Genomic DNA, 17772 nt, shown 5'->3' on the forward strand with positions numbered 1-17772 from the left:
CCGAGTCACCGGCAGGGGATATCGCAACCGCTGGATCAAGGGAATAAGGGAGACCCCGCAAAAATCATTCGTCCGCTACCCTGAGCGTCGGCGTCGATTTCTCGAATTGCGGCAGTCCGTCGTCGATCGTGTAGTAGTCGCCCTTGTCGCCAACGAAGATGTGACTCTCACCTTGAAGCCCGGTCGGCGCATCGAACAATCCGGCCATGACCGAAACATAGGCATCCTGGTGAGGCTTCCAGAACAACACCGAGCCGCATGTCTTGCAGAAGCCTCGTTTGGCGAACGACGACGCTTCGTACCAGCTGATGTTCTCGGCGCCCGCTATCGTGATGTTTTCATCGGGGACGTTGGTTGCGGCATAGTAGTGCCCACTCTGCTTGCGGCACTGAGAACAGTGGCAGTAGATCACGCCGCGCAAGGCCCCCCGCGTCCTGAAGCGCACCGCCCCGCACAGGCATGATCCGCTGTGATCGTCGCTCATCTCGGCCTCCGTTTGATTTCGCTGCCAGGAGTCAGTTTCGCCCGCAGGATTCCAGTTTTGCACCGGCCAGGCACAGACAAAAGCGACACCGCAAGGACGCGTTCCGAAATCCTGGCCGCCTGCTCACCAAAAAAACCTCTTGCATCCTGAGGTAGAGGAAAATGCGTTGCAATGCAGCGCATTAAGGAAACTTTAGCGCGCTCGCATCTATTGTCCCTGCAAGCGGAGGTCGTGATTTGGGGACGCATCTCTTCGCACGTCTGGAATTTCGGTCGCACTCCCCGCATCGTCGACGTCCGGCACTCGCAGGTCCGCGGTGGCTCTTAGGGGTAGAGTGAACAGAACATGCAGCCGGCAGCCGCCCCGACCGACAGGAACACGGACATTGCAAGCACTGTCGTGGCAACCATGCGCCAGCTCGGCGTGCTGGGCCTGCCGCGCAACTACGAGATCTTCTACGAGGCGCTGAGCGGCAGCAACCATGAGCTCAGCCTCGCCGTCGTCTCGTTGAGCAACCGGCCGACTCAGGAAGACCTTGACCGCATCGGGCGTACCTTCTTTGCCCAGCATCACGGTCCGGGCATCGTCGAGCACGCCCGGGACGTCATCGCCAAGGAACTCGAGGACATCGCCTCGCTGCTGCGAAGCGAACGCACCCATATCGAGAAATACGGCAGGATCCTCGACGAGACATCGAGCGGGTTGAGCAACCGCAGCCTGCTGTCGCAGGACCTGCTGCAGAAGATCGTCGGCGCCATGTCGGCCGCCACCAATTCGACGATCGACCACGGCAAGCAGGTGGCGAGCACGCTCAGCGACAAGACGGCCGAACTCGAGAGCGTCAAGTCGAAGCTCGAGGAATACAAGCGCCTCGCCGACACCGATCCCCTGACTCATATCTGGAACCGGCGCGCCTTCGACAAGGAAATCACCAAGATCTACAACAGCAACAAGGGCATCCTGTTCAACGCCCTGATCCTTGCCGATATCGACCGCTTCAAGGACATCAACGACCGCTACGGCCACCCGGTCGGCGACAGGATCATCCAGATCATCGCCGAGATCCTCCAGACCAGCATCCGCGGCGACATGTTCGTCGCCCGCACCGGCGGCGAGGAGTTCGCGCTGATCGTCGAAGGCGCCAGTGAGGACACCACCTACGAGATCGCCGAGCGCATCCGCATGCTGATCGAGCAGACGCCGTTCACCAGCAGCCAGACCGGCACCAATTACGGCACGGTGACTGTGTCGATGGGCATCTGCATGGCATCGGAGGCCGAAAGCCCCGAGGATCTCTACACCAAGGCCGACCGGGCGCTCTATCGTTCGAAGGTCAGCGGGCGCAACCGCGTCACCCGGCATTCGGCGATGGCCAGCCGCGCCGGCAAGAGCTGGCTGCTCTACAAGAAGGACTGAGGCATCGCGCGGCCCCTTCTGCGACGGGGATTGCCCGCCAGAATTCAGAAAAATTGTTGCCGCCACCTTTCCATGTAAATTTTTGTGTCCTATATTTTCCATGGAAATGGAAAGTTCGCACCCATGATACAGCCTCAAATCGCCGCCGGCGCAGCCGAGAACGCGGTTCTCACCAAGGCCACGCTGCGCGCCGCTGAACTGCTCGACGTCACCGCCAGGGTACTGGCTTCGATCATCGGGGTTTCGGAAGCCACGGTTTCGCGCATGCGCAGGCAGGAATTCCTGCTGGAGCGCGGCACCAAGCCATTCGAGCTTGCGGTGTTGTTCGTCCGCCTGTTCCGTTCGCTCGACGCCATTGTCGGCGGCGACGAGACCATCGCCCGGGCATGGCTGAAGAATGCCAACACGGCCTTCGATGGCGCGCCCGTCGAGAAAATCCAGACCATTTCAGGGCTTGTCGATGTCATCGCCTATCTGGACTCCCGCCGCGCTCTCGTCTGAGGCCGTTCCACTCGACGGCAAGTACTGGCGCATGGTCGAGGCGCAGCACCGCGTCTCGACATTGAAGGTCGTCGATACGCTCGACGAACAGGCGCTGCTCGAGGATCTGATCGAGGAGACCAAGCCGCAAATCCCGCTCGAATGCCGGCATCTCCATTATCTGCTGGCGACGCCTTTCCGCTACGGTTCGGTCTACCCGCACGGATCGCGCTTCCGCCGCGCCGGCAGGACCTTGGGCGTCTATTATGCCGCCGAGACGATGCTGACGGCGGTGGCCGAGATGGCCTTCTACCGTCTTCTGTTCTTCGCGGAATCCCCTGATACACCCTGGCCGCGCGACGCCGCCGACTACACCGCCTTCGCCTCCGCCATCAAATGTGCCAACGCCATCGACCTGGCACGACCGCCGCTCGATCGCGACCAGGCCGCATGGACGCATCCGACCGACTACAGCGCTTGCCAGTCCATTGCCGACGTCGCGCGCGAGGCCGGGCTGCAGGCGATCCGCTACCGCTCGGCGCGCGACCCGAAAGGCGCCAACATCGCGCTGCTGACCTGCAAGGGTTTTGCCAAGGCAAAGCCGCTGGAGCCGCAAACCTGGCGCATCCGCCTCGGCGCCTTCGGCGTGCAGGCGATCTGCGAATTCCCCGAAAAGCGCATCGAGTTCTCCAGGACGGCTTTTTCCGACCCGAGGCTCGCCGGCCTACGCTGGGACCGCGGGCGGCTTTAAGCTAGTATGTTGACGGCTCGCGCGGCCACCAGCGCAATCGTCAGCAGCGAGATCATCGCCTCCGCCATCATCAACAACTTGGCGCGCTTGGACAGCGGCAAGGTGTCTGTCGGCGAGAATGCCGTCGAATTGGTGAACGCCAGGAACACATAGTCGACGAAGCCGGGCAGCCAGTCGCGGATTTCGCGATCTGGCAGCGTCATTTGCGGGAACAGGAAGTCGGCCTGCGCACGCTTGACGAGGCCGCAGGTCGGCGGTCCGCCCCGGTCGGTGCTCCAGAACCAGAGCGCAAAGACGATGACATTGGTGACCCAGATATTCAGCGCGTCGACGAGAAGCGTCGTTCCGGCGCCGGCGTGGCCCTCCAGCAGCGCACGCACCAGGAAGGCCAGCGCGCCGCAATTCATTATGCTGATGACGCCGGTCATCACCAGCGCCATCCGACGGATGAACACGCGAAACCGGCCGATCGTGTACCAGTGATCGTGCTCGACGGCCCTCTGGGTTGCCATTTGCGTCCAGGCCGTTGCGATCGAGAGAGGGATGAGGAGCGTCGCTTCGATCGAGGGAGCCAGCCAGCGTGGGCCGAACGAAAGATCGTTGATGACGAGAAGCTGCAGACAGATGATGACGAGGATCGCGGCGCGCGCCGACCAGAAATCAAGCGCGCGGTGGTGAATGATGGCATGCTCGTGGCGCATGGTGCTGGCGATCGCATCGAGAGGGCTCGGAGTTCGCCGTGCGTTCTGCCTCAATCCTGGCTTTGCGATGGTCGTGTGAGAACACATTTTCGTAAGCACTGATGTGATCACGGCCCGTCATGCATCGCCGCGCAAACGAAAAAAGCGCCGGATTTCTCCAGCGCTTCTTCTTCAATCCATTCTGCTTGCAGGCAAACTCAGCCGTTGGCGGCCTGCTTCTGCTGGACCGGATGGCTCTTCTTGAGCAGGTCCGAGACCAGGAAGGCCAGCTCGATCGCCTGGTCGGCATTGAGGCGCGGATCGCAATGCGTGTGGTAGCGATCCTGCAATTCCTCGGCGGTGATGGCACGGGCGCCACCGGTGCATTCGGTGACGTTCTTGCCGGTCATCTCGACATGGATGCCGCCCGGATGCGTGCCTTCGGCGCGGTGCACCTCGAAGAAGGTCTGCACCTCCTTCAGGATGCGGTCGAACGGCCGCGTCTTGTAGCCGGCAGCCTCGATCGTGTTGCCGTGCATCGGGTCGGATGACCACACCACGCTGCGGCCTTCCTTCTGCACCGCCCGCACCAGCTTCGGCAGATGGTCGGCGACCTTGTCGGAACCAAAGCGCGCGATCAGCGTCAGCCGCCCCGGTTCGTTTTCCGGATTGAGCAGGTCGATCAGCTCCAGCAGACCGTCCGGCGTCAGTGACGGACCGCATTTCAGGCCGAGCGGGTTCTTGATGCCGCGGCAATATTCGACATGCGCATGGTCGGGCTGGCGCGTGCGGTCGCCGATCCAGATCATGTGGCCCGACGTGGCGTACCAATCGCCCGAGGTCGAATCGACGCGGGTCAGCGCCTCCTCGTAGCCGAGCAGCAGCGCCTCGTGGCTGGTGTAGAAATCCGTCTCGCGCAGCGCGAAATTGGTTTCGGACGTGATGCCGACCGCGCGCATGAAATCCATCGTCTCAGTGATGCGGTTCGCCAGCGATTCGTATTTCTCGCCTTGCGGGCTGTCGGAGACGAAGCCCAGCATCCAGCTATGTACGTTCTCCAGGCTGGCATAGCCGCCCTGCGCGAAGGCGCGCAAAAGGTTGAGCGTCGCCGCCGACTGGCGGTACGCCATCTCCTGCCGGGCCGGATCGGGAATGCGCGACTTGGCGTCGAACTCGATACCGTTGATGATGTCGCCGCGGTAGCTCGGCAGCGTCACCTCGCCCTTGGTCTCGTTGTCGGACGAGCGCGGCTTTGCGAACTGGCCGGCGACACGGCCAACCTTCACCACCGGCTGTGCGCCGGCGAAGGTCAGCACCACCGACATCTGCAGGAAGACACGGAAGAAGTCGCGGATATTGTCCGCGCCGTGCTCGGCAAAACTCTCGGCGCAATCGCCGCCCTGGAGGAGGAATGCGTCACCGGCTGCGACAGCCGCAAGCTGCTTCTTCAGCTTGCGCGCCTCACCTGCAAAAACCAGCGGCGGAAAGGTGGCGATCTGGGCTTCCGTGTTCTTCAGCGTGGCAAGGTCCGGATAAGCAGGAACCTGCTTGATCGGCTTTGCCCTCCAGGAATTCGGCGACCATTTCGTCATCGTTGCACCCAAACGCCCTTTCAGAGCAATTCCAGGAAAAGTGTGAAACGGTTTTCCGTCCCGAATTGCGTCAAACAAACAAGCGAACGCCATCGCCCGCCATTCCGCCCCTATATGGGGTGGCGGCTCCATACACGAAGCCGATTTCCTATTCTAGACCGGAATTTCAGCGCTGGCGAATGGAGGCCGACGCAGCGAAGCGCCCGGCGCCTTGCTATGCGGCCACCAGCCGCGCCAACTGCGTCATCACCACCGCCGAGCCGGCCAGCCGCTTTTCTGCGTTCGGCCAGTCGCGGATGAAGACGACGCTGTGATCCGGCCGGATCTTGGCCAGCGAGCCCTGCTCGCCGATGAACTTGACCAGCCCGACCGGGTTGGGGAACTCGCGCTTGCGGAAATGAATGACGACGCCCTTCGGCCCGGCATCGAGCTTCTCGACATTGGCGCTGCGGCAGAGCGCCTTGATGAAGACAATCTTCAAGAGATGCTTCACCTCCTCCGGCAGCGGCCCGAAGCGGTCGATCAATTCAGCGCCGAAGGCATCGATCTCCTCGGTGTTTTCGAGATCGCCGAGGCGGCGGTAGAGCGTCAGCCGGAGCTGCAGGTCCGGAACATAGCCCTCCGGTATCATCACCGCCGTGCCGACCGCGATCTGCGGCGACCAGCCGCCATCCTGCACCTCGCCAGAATCCTTCACCTCGGCGACGGCCTCCTCCAGCATCTGCTGGTAGAGCTCGAAGCCGACCTCCTTGATGTGGCCGGACTGCTCTTCGCCGAGCAGGTTGCCGGCGCCTCGGATGTCGAGGTCGTGGCTGGCGAACTGGAAGCCGGCGCCGAGTGTGTCGAGCGACTGCAGCACCTTCAGCCGCCGCTCGGCCGTATCGGTCAGCTTGCGGTTGGCCGGCAGCGTGAACAGCGCATAGGCCCGCACCTTCGAGCGGCCGACGCGGCCGCGCAGCTGGTAGAGCTGTGACAGGCCGAACATGTCAGCGCGATGGATGATCAGCGTGTTGGCGGTCGGGATGTCGAGGCCGGATTCGACGATGGTGGTCGATAACAGCACGTCGTACTGGCCGTCGTAGAAGGCGTTCATGATGTCGTCGAGCTCGCCGGGCGGCATCTGGCCATGGGCCACCGCGATTTTCAGCTCGGGCACGGATTCACGCAGGAAATCATGGATTTCGGCGAGATCGCTGATGCGCGGCACGACATAGAAGGAATGGCCGCCGCGATAGCGCTCGCGCAGCAGCGTCTCGCGGATGACCAGCGGATCGAAGGGCGAGATGAAGGTGCGCACCGCCATGCGGTCGACCGGCGGTGTCGCGATCAGCGACAGTTCGCGCACGCCGGTCAAGGCAAGCTGCAAGGTGCGGGGGATCGGCGTCGCCGACAGCGTCAGCACATGCACATCGGTCTTGAGATCCTTCAGCCGTTCCTTGTGCTTGACGCCAAAGTGCTGCTCCTCGTCGATGATCAACAGGCCGAGATACTTGAATGAGATCGCGGACCCGAGCAGCGCATGCGTGCCGACGACGATGTCGACCGTGCCCTCGGCGATGCCTTTCTTGGTCTCGGCAAGTTCCTTGGCGCCGACCAGCCGCGAGGCCTGGGCGACGCGGATCGGCAGGCCGGAGAAGCGCTGCGAAAAGGTCTTGAAATGCTGGCGCGACAACAAAGTCGTCGGCACGACAACTGCAACCTGGAAACCTTCCATGGCAGCGATAAAGGCGGCGCGAAGCGCCACTTCCGTCTTGCCGAAGCCGACATCGCCGCAGATCAGCCGGTCCATCGGCTTGCCGGCACCCAGATCGTCCATGACGGAATCGATCGCCGTCTGCTGGTCGTCGGTCTCCTCATAGGGAAAGCGCGCGGCGAACTCGCCATAGAGGCCATCGGCCGGTACCAGCGACGGCGCCGAGCGCATCTGCCGCTCGGCGGCAATCCGAATCAACTGCCCGGCCATGTCGAGCAGGCGGCGCTTCAGCCGCGCCTTGCGCGACTGCCAGGCGCCGCCGCCGAGCTTGTCGAGCGTTGCTTCGGCCGAATCCGAGCCGTAGCGCGACAGAAGCTCGATATTCTCCACCGGCAGGAACAGCCGGTCGTCGCCGGCATAGTGGATTTCGAGGCAGTCATGCGGCGCGCCGACCGCCTCGATGGTGCGCAAGCCGATGAAGCGGCCAATGCCGTGGTCGGTATGCACGACGATGTCGCCGGCCGACAATGACGAGGCTTCGGCGATGAAGTCGGAAGCACGCTTCTTGCGCTTCGAACGCCGGATCAGCCGATCGCCCAGAATGTCCTGCTCGGCGACGACGACCAGTTTTTCGGTCTCGAAGCCGGATTCCAGCGGCAACACCGCAAGTGCTGCCTGCCCCGGCTCGAGCTTGTCCGCTTCGGCAAGCGTCGCCACTGGCACGAGATTGCCGAGATGATGTTCGGCCAGGATCTGGCCTAGTCGGTCGAGCGAGCCTTCCGTCCAGCCGGCAATGACGACGCGACGGCGCGCGGCGCGCTCGGCGGCGATGTGTTTCACGACGACGTCGAAGACATTGACGTTGGGGTCGGCGCGTTCCTCGACGAAGGCGCGGCCGTGGCGCGAGCCGGCGTGGAAGACCTTTTTGGCGCCTGCATCCGGCGCGTCGAAGGCAGTGAAGTCGATGGCTTCGCGCGGCCCCAGCGACGCAACGAGGTTTTCCGGCGAGAGGTAAAGCAGGTCCGGCGCCACCGGCTTGTAGGGCACGGCGTCCTTCAGCGCGCCGTCGGCCTGTTTCCGGCGCGCCTCGTAGTGGTCGAGGATCAGTGTATGCCGTTCGGCCAGCGCCTCATGCGCCAGGTGGTCGAAGACGACGGGAGTATCCGGCAGATAGTCGAACACCGTCTCCAGCCGTTCGTAGAACAACGGCAGCCAATGTTCCATGCCGGCAAAGCGCCGCCCTTCGCTGACCGCCGCGTAGAGTCCGTCATCGCGCTGCGGCGCGCCAAAGGCCTCGATATAGGCGCGGCGGAAGCGGCTGATGGTCTCGGGCGTCAGCGCCACTTCACTCATCGCCTGCAGCGCCATCGACTTGCGCTGGCCGGTGGTGCGCTGCGTTGCGGCGTCGAAGACGCGGATCGATTCCAGCGTGTCGCCGAAGAAATCGAGCCGCAGCGCTTCCGTCCAGCCGGGCGCGAACAGGTCCAGAATGCCGCCGCGCACCGCGAACTCGCCGACGCCGCGCACCGTCGGCACCCGCTCGAAACCCGAGGTCTCCAGCCGCGACACCAGCGCGTTCATGTCGATCTGGTTGCCAGGCTTGGCATGGAAGGTCTGCGCCTCGACCAGATCGGCCGGCGGAATACGCTGCAACAGCGCATTGGCCGTGGTGAGGATGACCGCGCGGTGCGGCCTCCTCGCCAGCGCGATCATTGCGGTCAGCGCGTCGAGCCGCTTGGCGGCGGCGTCCGAGCCTGGAGAGACGCGGTCGTAAGGCAAGCAATCCCAGGCCGGCAATTCCAGCACCGGCAGGCCGGGCGCGGCAAAGGCCAGCGCCTCTATGATCGCCGGCAGGCGCTGGCCGTCGCGCGCCACGAACAGCACCGGCTTGTCGGGAGCAATCTCGTGCGCAGCCTGCACCAGCGCGAAGGCTTCGTAGCCGTCGGCGACGCCATCGACGATGAACTGGCCGGCGCGGCCTTTCGGCAGGCCGATGGTGGGAATGAGGCTCATGAAATCACGTCGTTCGGAATGTCATGGTCCGGCGCGACGCCAGGATCTTTTGCAGCACGGCACAATCGATATCAGGCGGAACCGCGCGTTCGCCGGTAATCAGAGGCAGGAATTCGGTGTCGGGAATGTCGAGGAGCCTCTCATATTGGTCGATTTCGTCGCCGGTCAAGGCGCCGATCTCGGTATCGGCGAAGCTGCCGAGGATGAGATCCATCTCGCGCATGCCGCGATGCCAGGAACGGAACAGAAGCTTGCGGCGGCGGGCATCGAGCCCCTCGCTTGATCGTTTCGTTCCGGTCATCGTGCCGCATCCCTGTCTGAAGCGGCGCATATAGCGTGGATAGAGGGCGGTGTCAGCCTTGCGCAATGGCCGTCGCGACATAAGCTGACATCATGCGTCCTTCCCTCCTCGATCCGCTGTTCGTCCCGATCACCTCGCTTGCCGGCGTCGGGCCGAAGGTCGGCTTGCTGATCGAGAAGGTGGTGGCTGCCGATCTCGGCGACCGCGCCGCGCGCGCCGGCGACCTCTTGTTCGTCTTGCCCCACACCGTGATCGACCGCCGCAACCGGCCGGGCATTGCGCTCGCGCCGGCAGGCGCCATCGTCACCCTCGACGTGCGCATCGACCGCCACCAGCCGCCGCCGCGCGGCAACCGGTCGGTGCCGTATCGGGTCTATGCCCATGACGATACCGGCGAGATCGGGCTGACCTTCTTCCATGCCCATGCCGCCTATCTCGAAAAGGCCATGCCCGTAGGCGAGCATGTCGTCGTCTCCGGCCGCATGGAATGGTTCAACGGCCGCCCGACCATGGTCCATCCCGATCATATCGCACTCGCCAATGACGCCGAAGCCCTGCCGCTGGTCGAGCCGGTCTATCCGCTGACCGCCGGCCTGTCGGGAAAAGTGCTGCGCCGGGCGATCGGCCAGGCGCTCGGCCGGCTGCCGGAGCTGCCGGAATGGCAGGACGACGCCTTCATGCGCCGCCAGACCTTTCCCGCCTTTGGCGAGGCGCTTGCCCGCATCCACAACCCGGCCGACCCGATCGATGTCGCCATCGAAGGATCGGCATGGCGGCGGCTTGCCTATGACGAGTTGCTGGCCGGCCAGGTGTCGCTGGCGCTAGTGCGGGCGAAGGTCCGCCGCCTGTCCGGCCGGCCGCTGATCGGCGATGGCCGCATCGTCGAAAAACTGTGCGCGGCCCTGCCCTATTCGCTGACCACCAGCCAGGAATTCGCGCTGGCCGAAATCAACGCCGATCTCGCCGATCCCGAGCGCATGCTGCGCCTGCTGCAGGGCGACGTCGGCTCCGGCAAGACGGTGGTCGCGCTGCTCGCCATGGCGCGCGCCGTCGAGGCCGGAGGCCAGGCGGCGCTGATGGCGCCAACGGAAATCCTGGCGCGCCAGCACCTGGCAACGATCACACCTTTGGCGGAAAGGGCCGGGCTGCGCGTCGCCATCCTCACCGGCCGCGAAAAAGGCCGCGAGCGCACCGACACGCTCGCCGGTCTGGCGAGCGGCGAGATCGACATCGTCGTCGGCACCCATGCGCTGTTCCAGGAAACGGTGACGTTTCACGACCTCGCCTTCGCCGTCGTCGACGAACAGCACCGTTTCGGCGTCCACCAGCGGCTCGCCATCACCGCCAAGGGCGACGCGCCCGACATGCTGGTGATGACGGCGACGCCGATCCCGCGCACTTTGGTACTGACCGCCTTTGGCGACATGGACGTCTCGAAGCTGACCGAAAAGCCGGTCGGCCGCCAGCCGATCCGCACCGTCACCCTGCCGCTCGAACGGCTGGACGAACTGGTCGGCCGCATGCTCGACGCCGTCGCCGGCGGCCAAAAAATCTACTGGATCTGTCCGCTGGTCGAGGAATCCGAAGAAATCAAACTGATGTCGGCGGAGGACCGCTTTGCCTCGCTGAAGCCTTTGTTCGGCGACCGGATCGGGCTGGTGCATGGTCGCATGAAGGGTACGGAAAAGGACGAGGCTATGCGCGCCTTCAAACAGGGCGAGACGCGCATCCTGATCGCCACCACGGTCATCGAGGTCGGCGTCGACGTGCCGGACGCGACCATCATGGTCATCGAGCACGCCGAGCGCTTCGGCCTTGCCCAGTTGCACCAGCTGCGCGGGCGGGTCGGGCGTGGCGACAAGCCGTCCTCCTGCGTGCTGCTCTACAAGGACCCGCTCGGCGAGACGGCAAAGCGCCGGCTGTCGGTGATGCGCGAGACCGAGGACGGCTTCCTTATCGCCGAGGAGGACCTGAAGCTGCGCGGCGAAGGCGAATTGCTCGGCACGCGCCAGTCCGGCACGCCGGGCTTCCAGGTGGCGCGCATCGAGGCGCATGCCGACCTGCTCGAAGCCGCCCGCGATGACGCAAGGCTGATCCTGTCGCGCGATCCGGAATTGCAGTCCGAGCGCGGCTCGGCCCTGCGGCTGTTGCTTTATCTGTTCGGCCGCGACGAGGCCGTGCGCCTGCTGCGCGCCGGCTGAGGCCCGACACCGAGCGGCGGATTGGCAAGCGGACCTTCGATCCGCTCGCCGTTGACGGTCACGATCTTGGCCTTCACCTCCGGCGCCACCAGCCCGGCCGACACGATCAGCTTGGCACCGTCCTCGATCGTCATGTCGAGCAGCACGATATCGGACTTCTGCACATACATCAGGAAGCCGGTGGTCGGGTTCGGCGTGCACGGCATGAACACCGCGATCAGCGGATCGCCTTCCTGGTCGAGCTTCTGGTTGATCTCGGTTTCCTTCTCGCTGGCGACGAAAACCAGCGACCAGACGCCCTTGCGCGGATATTCGACCAGCCCGACCTGGTGGAACATGTCGCCCTTGTTCGACAGCACCGTTTGGAAAATCTGCTTCAGCGAACCGTAGATGCCGCGCACCAAGGGCATGCGACCGAGCAAGCGTTCGCCGAAGTTGACGATGGCGCGGCCGACGATGTTGGCCGTCATGAAACCGATCAGCGTGATCAGGATCAAGGCAACGATCAGGCCAAAGCCCGGAACCGGGACCGGCAGATAGGTGTCGGGGCTGTAGCGTGCCGGAATATAGGGTTTCACCCAGGAATCGACCCAGCCGATGAAGGACCAGGCGATATAGGCGGTGATGGCCAACGGTGCGCAGACGATGAAGCCGGTCAGGAAATAATTCCGCAGCCGGGTCATGCCTGAGGTCTTGGAAGCGTCGGACATGGGTTCACCGCGGCGCGCTGATTGCAACGCGACATTAGTGAACCGCAAGGCGCTTTGGAATTGCGAAGTTTTTAAACGGCGCCTATTCCACCGTCACCGATTTCGCCAGATTGCGCGGCTGGTCGACATCCGTGCCCATGAACACGGCAGTGAAGTACGCGAGCATCTGGATCGGCAGCGCGTAGATGATCGGCGAGATGATTTCCGGCACGTCGGGCAGGATGATCGTCTCCATCGTCTTGACGCTCGCCTGCGCCGCGCCCTTGCTGTCGGTGATCAGGATGATCTTGCCGCCGCGCGCCGCCACTTCCTGCATGTTCGACACCGTCTTTTCGAAGATACGGTCATGCGGCGCGATCACGATCACCGGCATGTTCTCGTCGATCAGCGCGATCGGCCCGTGCTTCAGCTCGCCGGCGGCATAGCCTTCGGCGTGGATGTAGGAGATTTCCTTGAGCTTCAGCGCGCCTTCCATGGCCAGCGGAAAATTGGTGTCGCGGCCGAGATAAAGCACGTCCTTGTAGCGCGAGAGTTCGCGCGAGATACGCTCGATCTGCCCGTCGAGCTTCAGCACCTGGTTGGCAAAGCGCGGCGCTTCCGACAGTTCGCGCACCAGTGTCCGCTCCTGCTCGCGCGAAATCGTTCCGCGCGCCACGCCGGCCCGCACCGCAAGCGAAGCCAGTACTGAGAGCTGGCAAGTAAAAGCCTTGGTGGAGGCAACGCCGATCTCCGGACCGGCCAGTGTCGGCAGCACCACATCGGATTCGCGCGCCATGGTCGATTCGCGCACGTTGACGACCGCGCCGATCTTCATCCCGGCCTTGCGGCAGTAGCGCAGCGAGGCCAGCGTGTCGGCGGTCTCGCCCGACTGCGAGATGAAGAAAGCGGCGTCGTTCGCCGACAGCGGCATCTCGCGGTAACGGAATTCCGAAGCGACATCGATGTCGACCGGCAGCCGTGCATAGCGCTCGAACCAGTATTTGCTGATCAGCCCGGCGAGATAGGCGGTGCCGCAGGCCGAGATCGCCAGCCGTCCGATCTTGGCGAAATCGAAGGGCAGCTCGAGCGGCTTGGAAACGCCGGAGACGAAATCCACATAATGCGCCAGCGTGTGCGAGATCACTTCGGGCTGCTCATGGATTTCCTTTTCCATGAAGTGCCGCCGGTTGCCCTTGTCGACCATGAAGCTGGTCGAGAGCGACTGCTGGCGCTTGCGGTCGACCTTGTTGCCGTCCATGTCGAAGATGGCGACGTCGTTGCGGCGCACCACCGCCCAGTCGCCGTCTTCCAGATAGGTGATCGAGTTGGTGAAGGGCGCCAGCGCGATGGCGTCGGACCCCAAAAACATCTCGCCGTCGCCATGGCCGACGGCTAAAGGCGGGCCGTTGCGGGCGCCGACGATCAGATCCTCGTCACCCTTGAACATGATGGCCAGCGCAAAGGCGCCTTCCAGCCGCTTCAGCGCCTGGTGCGCGGCCTCGACCGGCTTCAGCCCCTTGGCCAGTTCGCGCGCCACCAGATGCGCAACGACCTCGGTGTCGGTCTGCGAGGAGAATTCATAGCCGTCGCGGATCAGCTCGTCGCGCAATTCGGCGAAATTCTCGATGATGCCATTGTGGACGATGGCGACGCCGTCCGAAAAATGCGGATGCGCGTTGGTTTCGTTCGGCACGCCATGCGTCGCCCAACGCGTGTGGCCGATGCCGATCGTGCCATCCAGCGGCTCGTTCTTCAGCAGGCGTTCGAGATTGACCAGCTTGCCTTCGGCGCGCCGGCGGCCGAGCGCGCCGTTCTCGATGGTGGCGACGCCCGCCGAGTCATAGCCGCGGTATTCGAGCCGTTTCAGCGCGTCGACGATAAGCGGCGCGACCTGCTGCTGGCCGACAATTCCGACGATACCGCACATGGCCCTTGCCCCCGATTCCCTGCAGAAACCCAGCGCTATCTAGGGATTGCCGGCCTGCCGTAAAAGTCACTTTGCGTTTCGTTCCGTGTCAGCGGAACGGTCCTGCTCGCAATGCACCATGACAGACCGCTCTTGCAATCCGGTTACTGCAATCGTTCGGCTTTTCAGGCACTTGGTTCTCGTTTCAGAAATATTTGGCTAAAGTCTGGCCATGAGCGAAACCAAACCCACCGTGACACTCTGGCGTCCTGTTGGACCGAAAGAGCTGAAATTGATCGAGGCATCGGGCATGCGGGCGTTCCCGCCACGCCTGCCCGACCAGCCGATTTTCTATCCGGTTCTGTCCGAAGCCTATGCGACGCAGATCGCACGCGACTGGAATGTACCCGCCAGCGGCTCGGGTTTTGTCACCCGGTTTGACGTCTTGAAGGAGCTTCTCGACCGCTACCGAGTCGAGCATGCCGGCAGCAAGGCGCATCTGGAGTACTGGATCCCTGCCGAAGACCTGCCTGACTTCAACAGGTCAATCGTCGGCAAGATCGAAGTGACCGCTGCGTTTGGCACGGATGCAGCCGGCTGACTCCCTGCCTTATTTGGCGGCAGCTTTCTTGGCAGCCGCCGCCGAAGCAAAGCGCTCGCGCAATTCCTTGCCCTTGCCGGGCAGCGTCCTCTGGCGGGCGCGGCCGAAGGCCAGTGCATCGTCGGGCACGCTTTCGGTGATGACGCTGCCCGAGGCGATGTAGCCGCCGTTGCCGATCGTGACCGGCGCCACCAGCGAGGAGTTCGAACCGATGAAGGCGCCTTCGCCGATGTCGGTGAAGAATTTCGAATAGCCGTCATAATTACAGGTGATGGTGCCTGCGCCGATATTGGCGCCCGCGCCGACGCGGGCATCGCCGATATAGGTCAAATGATTGACCTTGGCGCCCTCCTCGATGACAGCCTGCTTGACCTCGCAGAAATTGCCGACCTTGGCCTTCTGTTTGAGATCGGCACCCGGCCGCAGCCGGGCGAACGGCCCGACATCGCAGTTGGAAGCGACGGTGGCGCCTTCGATATGGCTGAAGGCATGGATCTTGGCGCCCGTGGCGATCTTCACTCCCGGCCCGAACCAGACATTGGGTTCGACGATGGTGTCGGCGCCGATCTCGGTGTCGTGCGAGAAGAACACGGTTTCGGGCGCGATCAGCGTCACGCCGGACAGCATGGCCTCGCGCCGCCGGCGCCGCTGCCAGATGCCTTCGGCCTCGGCCAGCTCGGCACGGTTATTGATGCCAAGCGCGTTCTCGAAACTGGCTTCGGTGGCAACGACATCCAGCCCTTGGCCACCGGCGATCTCGACGATATCGGTCAGGTAATACTCGCCCTTGGCGTTCTTATTGCCGACCTGGTCGAGCAATTTCAGCGCCTGCTTGCCCGCCACCGCCATCAGCCCGCCATTGCAGAAGGTGATCTTTTTCTCCTCGTCGGTGCAGTCCTTCTCCTCGCGAATGGCGACCAGCTTGCCGCCCTTCTCGATCAGCCGGCCATAGCCGGTGGGGTTCGGGGTGCGAAAACCGATGACCACGACGCCAGCACCTTTCGCCAACTTCAGCCGCGCCGCGGTCAGCGCGCCCGGATCGATCAGCGGCGTGTCACCGAACATGACGAGAAGATCGTCGTAACCCCTTGATATCGCATCGCGCGCGGCAAGCACGGCATGCGCGGTGCCGAGCCGCCGTTCCTGCACGAAAGTCTCGGCCTTCGGCGCAAACTTCTGTGCCGCCTTGCGCATCTCCTCCGCCCCATGGCCGATCACCAGCGCCTGGTCGCCGGCACCGGCGGCCTCAGCCGCCTTCACCACATGGACAACCATCGGCAAGCCGGCGATCTGGTGCAGCACCTTTGGCAGCACGCTTTTCATGCGCGTGCCTTCGCCGGCGGCAAGGATGACGGACAGGCAGGATCTCGAGCTCATGAAAGGGCAACCGTATGAAAAGGGATCAGGAATCGAAACTATCTAGCATTGGCGCCATGCTGCACCAATGCGGTTAAATTCCGGTGAGATGGTGGATCGGGTTTACCCCAACTGCCCCAGCGCCGGGAAATTCTCCAGCAGCCAATACGACGCGCTCTGCACCCCGCCGGTGAGGAAAAACACGCCGGCGACCACAAGCAGCGCGCCGATCGCCTTTTCGACGCGACCGAGATGGACGCGGAATTTGCCGAGGAAGCGCATGAAGGCGCCGGAAAACAGCGCGGCGATCAGGAACGGGATGCCCAGCCCGAGCGAATAGGCGGCAAGCAGCAGCGCCCCCTCGCCGACCGTCTCGCGGCCGCCGGCCAGCGTCAGGATCGGCCCCAGCACCGGGCCGATGCAGGGCGTCCAGCCGAAGGCGAAGGCCAGCCCCATGACATAGGCGGCGATCAGGCTGGCCGGCTTGCCTTGCGACTGGAAGCGCGCCTCACGCGACAGAAGCGGGATGCGCAATATGCCGAGGAAATTCAGTCCCATCAGGATGATCAGCACGCCGGCGGCCATCGCCAGTTGCTCCTGCCAGACGCGCAGCCAATGACCGATGGTCGAAGCGCCGGCACCAAGCGCGACGAAGACGGTGGAGAAGCCGAGTACGAAAGCAATCGAGGACGCAATCAATGCGCCACGCGCGCCGGCCCTTGCCGTAGCGCCGGCATCGCCGCGAAAGTCGTCGACCGAGACGCCGGCCATGTAGCAGAGATAGGGCGGCACCAGCGGCAGCACGCAAGGCGACAGGAACGAGATCGCCCCCGCCCCAACCGCGCTGACATAGCCGATATCCAATGCCATTCCGTAGCTCCAACAATGCTGGCGCGCATATAGCGACGCACCGCCTTGTCCACCAATCACCATTTTGTGGCAAGCCGCCGGCCCTGGAGCGACAGACCGGGGAAGAAACGAACGGCTGGACGCGTTGATCAAAAAGAAGCCGCGATTTCCCGCGCGCTTCTTCGGATACCCAGGGAGATTTCCATGAAAACGATCACAGCCGGGCTCGCTGCGCTTTTGCTCAGCACCGCCGCATCCTTCGCCGCCGAGGCGTGGAAGGAAGCCGATGTCGGCGGCACCAAGATCTACACCGATGCCAACGGCATGACGCTCTACACCTATGACAAGGACGAGAAGGGTAAGACCAACTGCTACGACAAATGCGCCACCAACTGGCCGCCGCTGAAGGCCGAGGCCGACGCGAAAGCCGACGGTGAATGGACAGTCGTCGACCGCACCGACGGCACCAAGATGTGGGCCTATGAGGGCAAGCCGGTCTACACCTTCATCAAGGACAAGAAGGCCGGCGACATGACCGGCGACGGCGTCGGCGAAGTCTGGCACGTCGTCAAGGCTGACTAGAGTTCCCAATCATCGTCTTGCCTGCTGGCAGGACTTCGAGTCGACTGGTCGCCGGGCACCCTCCATGCGCCGGCGGCCGGTTTCACTATGCAGGCAATTGTGCCCACTCAGCCGGATTTGCGCGGGCGCCGGCCACGTATCCCCGAGTCGTTTCCGGTCGCTCGAAGCACAAACCGCC

At 63.6% G+C, this 17772-nt stretch carries 15 protein-coding genes; 6 read left to right on the plus strand and 9 right to left on the minus strand.

Annotated elements, in window-relative coordinates; translation table 11 throughout:
• Nucleotides 1-64 precede the first annotated feature (64 nt).
• Nucleotides 65-484 (minus strand): GFA family protein, encoded by a 420-nt coding sequence (locus ACSQ3Z_RS13970; protein WP_436171946.1) that lies wholly within the window; start codon nucleotides 482-484, stop codon nucleotides 65-67.
• Between the two features lie 345 nt (nucleotides 485-829).
• On the opposite strand from ACSQ3Z_RS13970, the gene ACSQ3Z_RS13975 reads away from it, so the two are divergent.
• The 3 genes from ACSQ3Z_RS13975 (at nucleotide 830) to ACSQ3Z_RS13985 (ending at nucleotide 3131) form a co-directional block, all read left to right on the plus strand.
• Nucleotides 830-1900 carry a GGDEF domain-containing protein gene (locus ACSQ3Z_RS13975; protein ID WP_436171947.1) on the plus strand — a complete coding sequence of 357 codons (1071 nt, stop codon included), beginning with the start codon at nucleotides 830-832 and terminating at the stop codon, nucleotides 1898-1900.
• A 123-nt stretch (nucleotides 1901-2023) separates the two neighbouring features.
• Nucleotides 2024-2401, plus strand: coding sequence for an MbcA/ParS/Xre antitoxin family protein (locus ACSQ3Z_RS13980; RefSeq protein ID WP_436171948.1), 378 nt, complete (start codon nucleotides 2024-2026; stop codon nucleotides 2399-2401).
• The gene (locus tag ACSQ3Z_RS13985) at nucleotides 2361-3131 is read left to right on the plus strand and encodes an RES family NAD+ phosphorylase (protein ID WP_436171949.1); all 771 of its coding nucleotides are present in this window, start codon (nucleotides 2361-2363) and stop codon (nucleotides 3129-3131) included. The genes ACSQ3Z_RS13980 and ACSQ3Z_RS13985 overlap by 41 nt, the downstream gene beginning before the upstream one ends.
• Here ACSQ3Z_RS13985 and ACSQ3Z_RS13990 read toward each other — a convergent pair.
• From ACSQ3Z_RS13990 to ACSQ3Z_RS14005, 4 genes are all read right to left on the minus strand, one after another.
• Nucleotides 3128-3832 (minus strand): hypothetical protein, encoded by a 705-nt coding sequence (locus tag ACSQ3Z_RS13990; RefSeq protein WP_436171950.1) that lies wholly within the window; start codon nucleotides 3830-3832, stop codon nucleotides 3128-3130. The genes ACSQ3Z_RS13985 and ACSQ3Z_RS13990 overlap by 4 nt on opposite strands.
• Nucleotides 3833-4029: 197 nt before the next feature.
• Nucleotides 4030-5403 carry a class II 3-deoxy-7-phosphoheptulonate synthase gene (locus ACSQ3Z_RS13995; protein ID WP_436171951.1) on the minus strand — a complete coding sequence of 458 codons (1374 nt, stop codon included), beginning with the start codon at nucleotides 5401-5403 and terminating at the stop codon, nucleotides 4030-4032.
• Nucleotides 5404-5617: 214 nt separating this feature from the next.
• Nucleotides 5618-9109, minus strand: coding sequence for a transcription-repair coupling factor (mfd, locus tag ACSQ3Z_RS14000; protein WP_436171952.1), 3492 nt, complete (start codon nucleotides 9107-9109; stop codon nucleotides 5618-5620).
• 4 nt (nucleotides 9110-9113) lie between these two features.
• On the minus strand, nucleotides 9114-9410 hold the full coding sequence (locus tag ACSQ3Z_RS14005; RefSeq protein ID WP_436171953.1) for a succinate dehydrogenase assembly factor 2: 297 nt from the start codon (nucleotides 9408-9410) through the stop codon (nucleotides 9114-9116).
• A gap of 92 nt (nucleotides 9411-9502) precedes the next feature.
• On the opposite strand from ACSQ3Z_RS14005, the gene recG reads away from it, so the two are divergent.
• Nucleotides 9503-11611: an ATP-dependent DNA helicase RecG gene (gene recG / locus ACSQ3Z_RS14010; protein WP_436171954.1), complete on the plus strand. Its 2109-nt coding sequence runs from the start codon at nucleotides 9503-9505 to the stop codon at nucleotides 11609-11611.
• On the opposite strand, the gene ACSQ3Z_RS14015 is transcribed toward recG, so the two are convergent.
• Together ACSQ3Z_RS14015 and glmS are read right to left on the minus strand one after the other, a co-directional pair.
• Nucleotides 11563-12321: a DUF502 domain-containing protein gene (locus tag ACSQ3Z_RS14015; protein WP_436171955.1), complete on the minus strand. Its 759-nt coding sequence runs from the start codon at nucleotides 12319-12321 to the stop codon at nucleotides 11563-11565. The genes recG and ACSQ3Z_RS14015 overlap by 49 nt on opposite strands.
• 82 nt (nucleotides 12322-12403) lie before the next feature.
• On the minus strand, nucleotides 12404-14227 hold the full coding sequence (gene glmS, locus ACSQ3Z_RS14020; protein WP_436171956.1) for a glutamine--fructose-6-phosphate transaminase (isomerizing): 1824 nt from the start codon (nucleotides 14225-14227) through the stop codon (nucleotides 12404-12406).
• Nucleotides 14228-14438: 211 nt separating this feature from the next.
• Between glmS and ACSQ3Z_RS14025 the strand changes: the two genes are divergently transcribed.
• Nucleotides 14439-14807, plus strand: coding sequence for an ADP-ribosylation/crystallin J1 (locus tag ACSQ3Z_RS14025; protein ID WP_436171957.1), 369 nt, complete (start codon nucleotides 14439-14441; stop codon nucleotides 14805-14807).
• Nucleotides 14808-14816: 9 nt separating this feature from the next.
• Here ACSQ3Z_RS14025 and glmU read toward each other — a convergent pair whose 3' ends face one another.
• On the minus strand, nucleotides 14817-16184 hold the full coding sequence (gene glmU, locus ACSQ3Z_RS14030; RefSeq protein WP_436171958.1) for a bifunctional UDP-N-acetylglucosamine diphosphorylase/glucosamine-1-phosphate N-acetyltransferase GlmU: 1368 nt from the start codon (nucleotides 16182-16184) through the stop codon (nucleotides 14817-14819).
• Nucleotides 16185-16286: 102 nt separating this feature from the next.
• Nucleotides 16287-17033 (minus strand): cytochrome c biogenesis CcdA family protein, encoded by a 747-nt coding sequence (locus tag ACSQ3Z_RS14035; protein ID WP_436171959.1) that lies wholly within the window; start codon nucleotides 17031-17033, stop codon nucleotides 16287-16289.
• 183 nt (nucleotides 17034-17216) lie between these two features.
• On the opposite strand from ACSQ3Z_RS14035, the gene ACSQ3Z_RS14040 reads away from it, so the two are divergent.
• A complete protein-coding gene (locus tag ACSQ3Z_RS14040; RefSeq protein WP_040582653.1) occupies nucleotides 17217-17594 on the plus strand; it encodes a COG4315 family predicted lipoprotein in 378 nt (125 codons plus the stop codon).
• The last annotated feature ends 178 nt before the right edge of the window (nucleotides 17595-17772 follow it).

It is taken from the genome of Mesorhizobium sp. LjNodule214 (assembly GCF_964252735.1).
Taxonomy (GTDB): domain Bacteria; phylum Pseudomonadota; class Alphaproteobacteria; order Rhizobiales; family Rhizobiaceae; genus Mesorhizobium.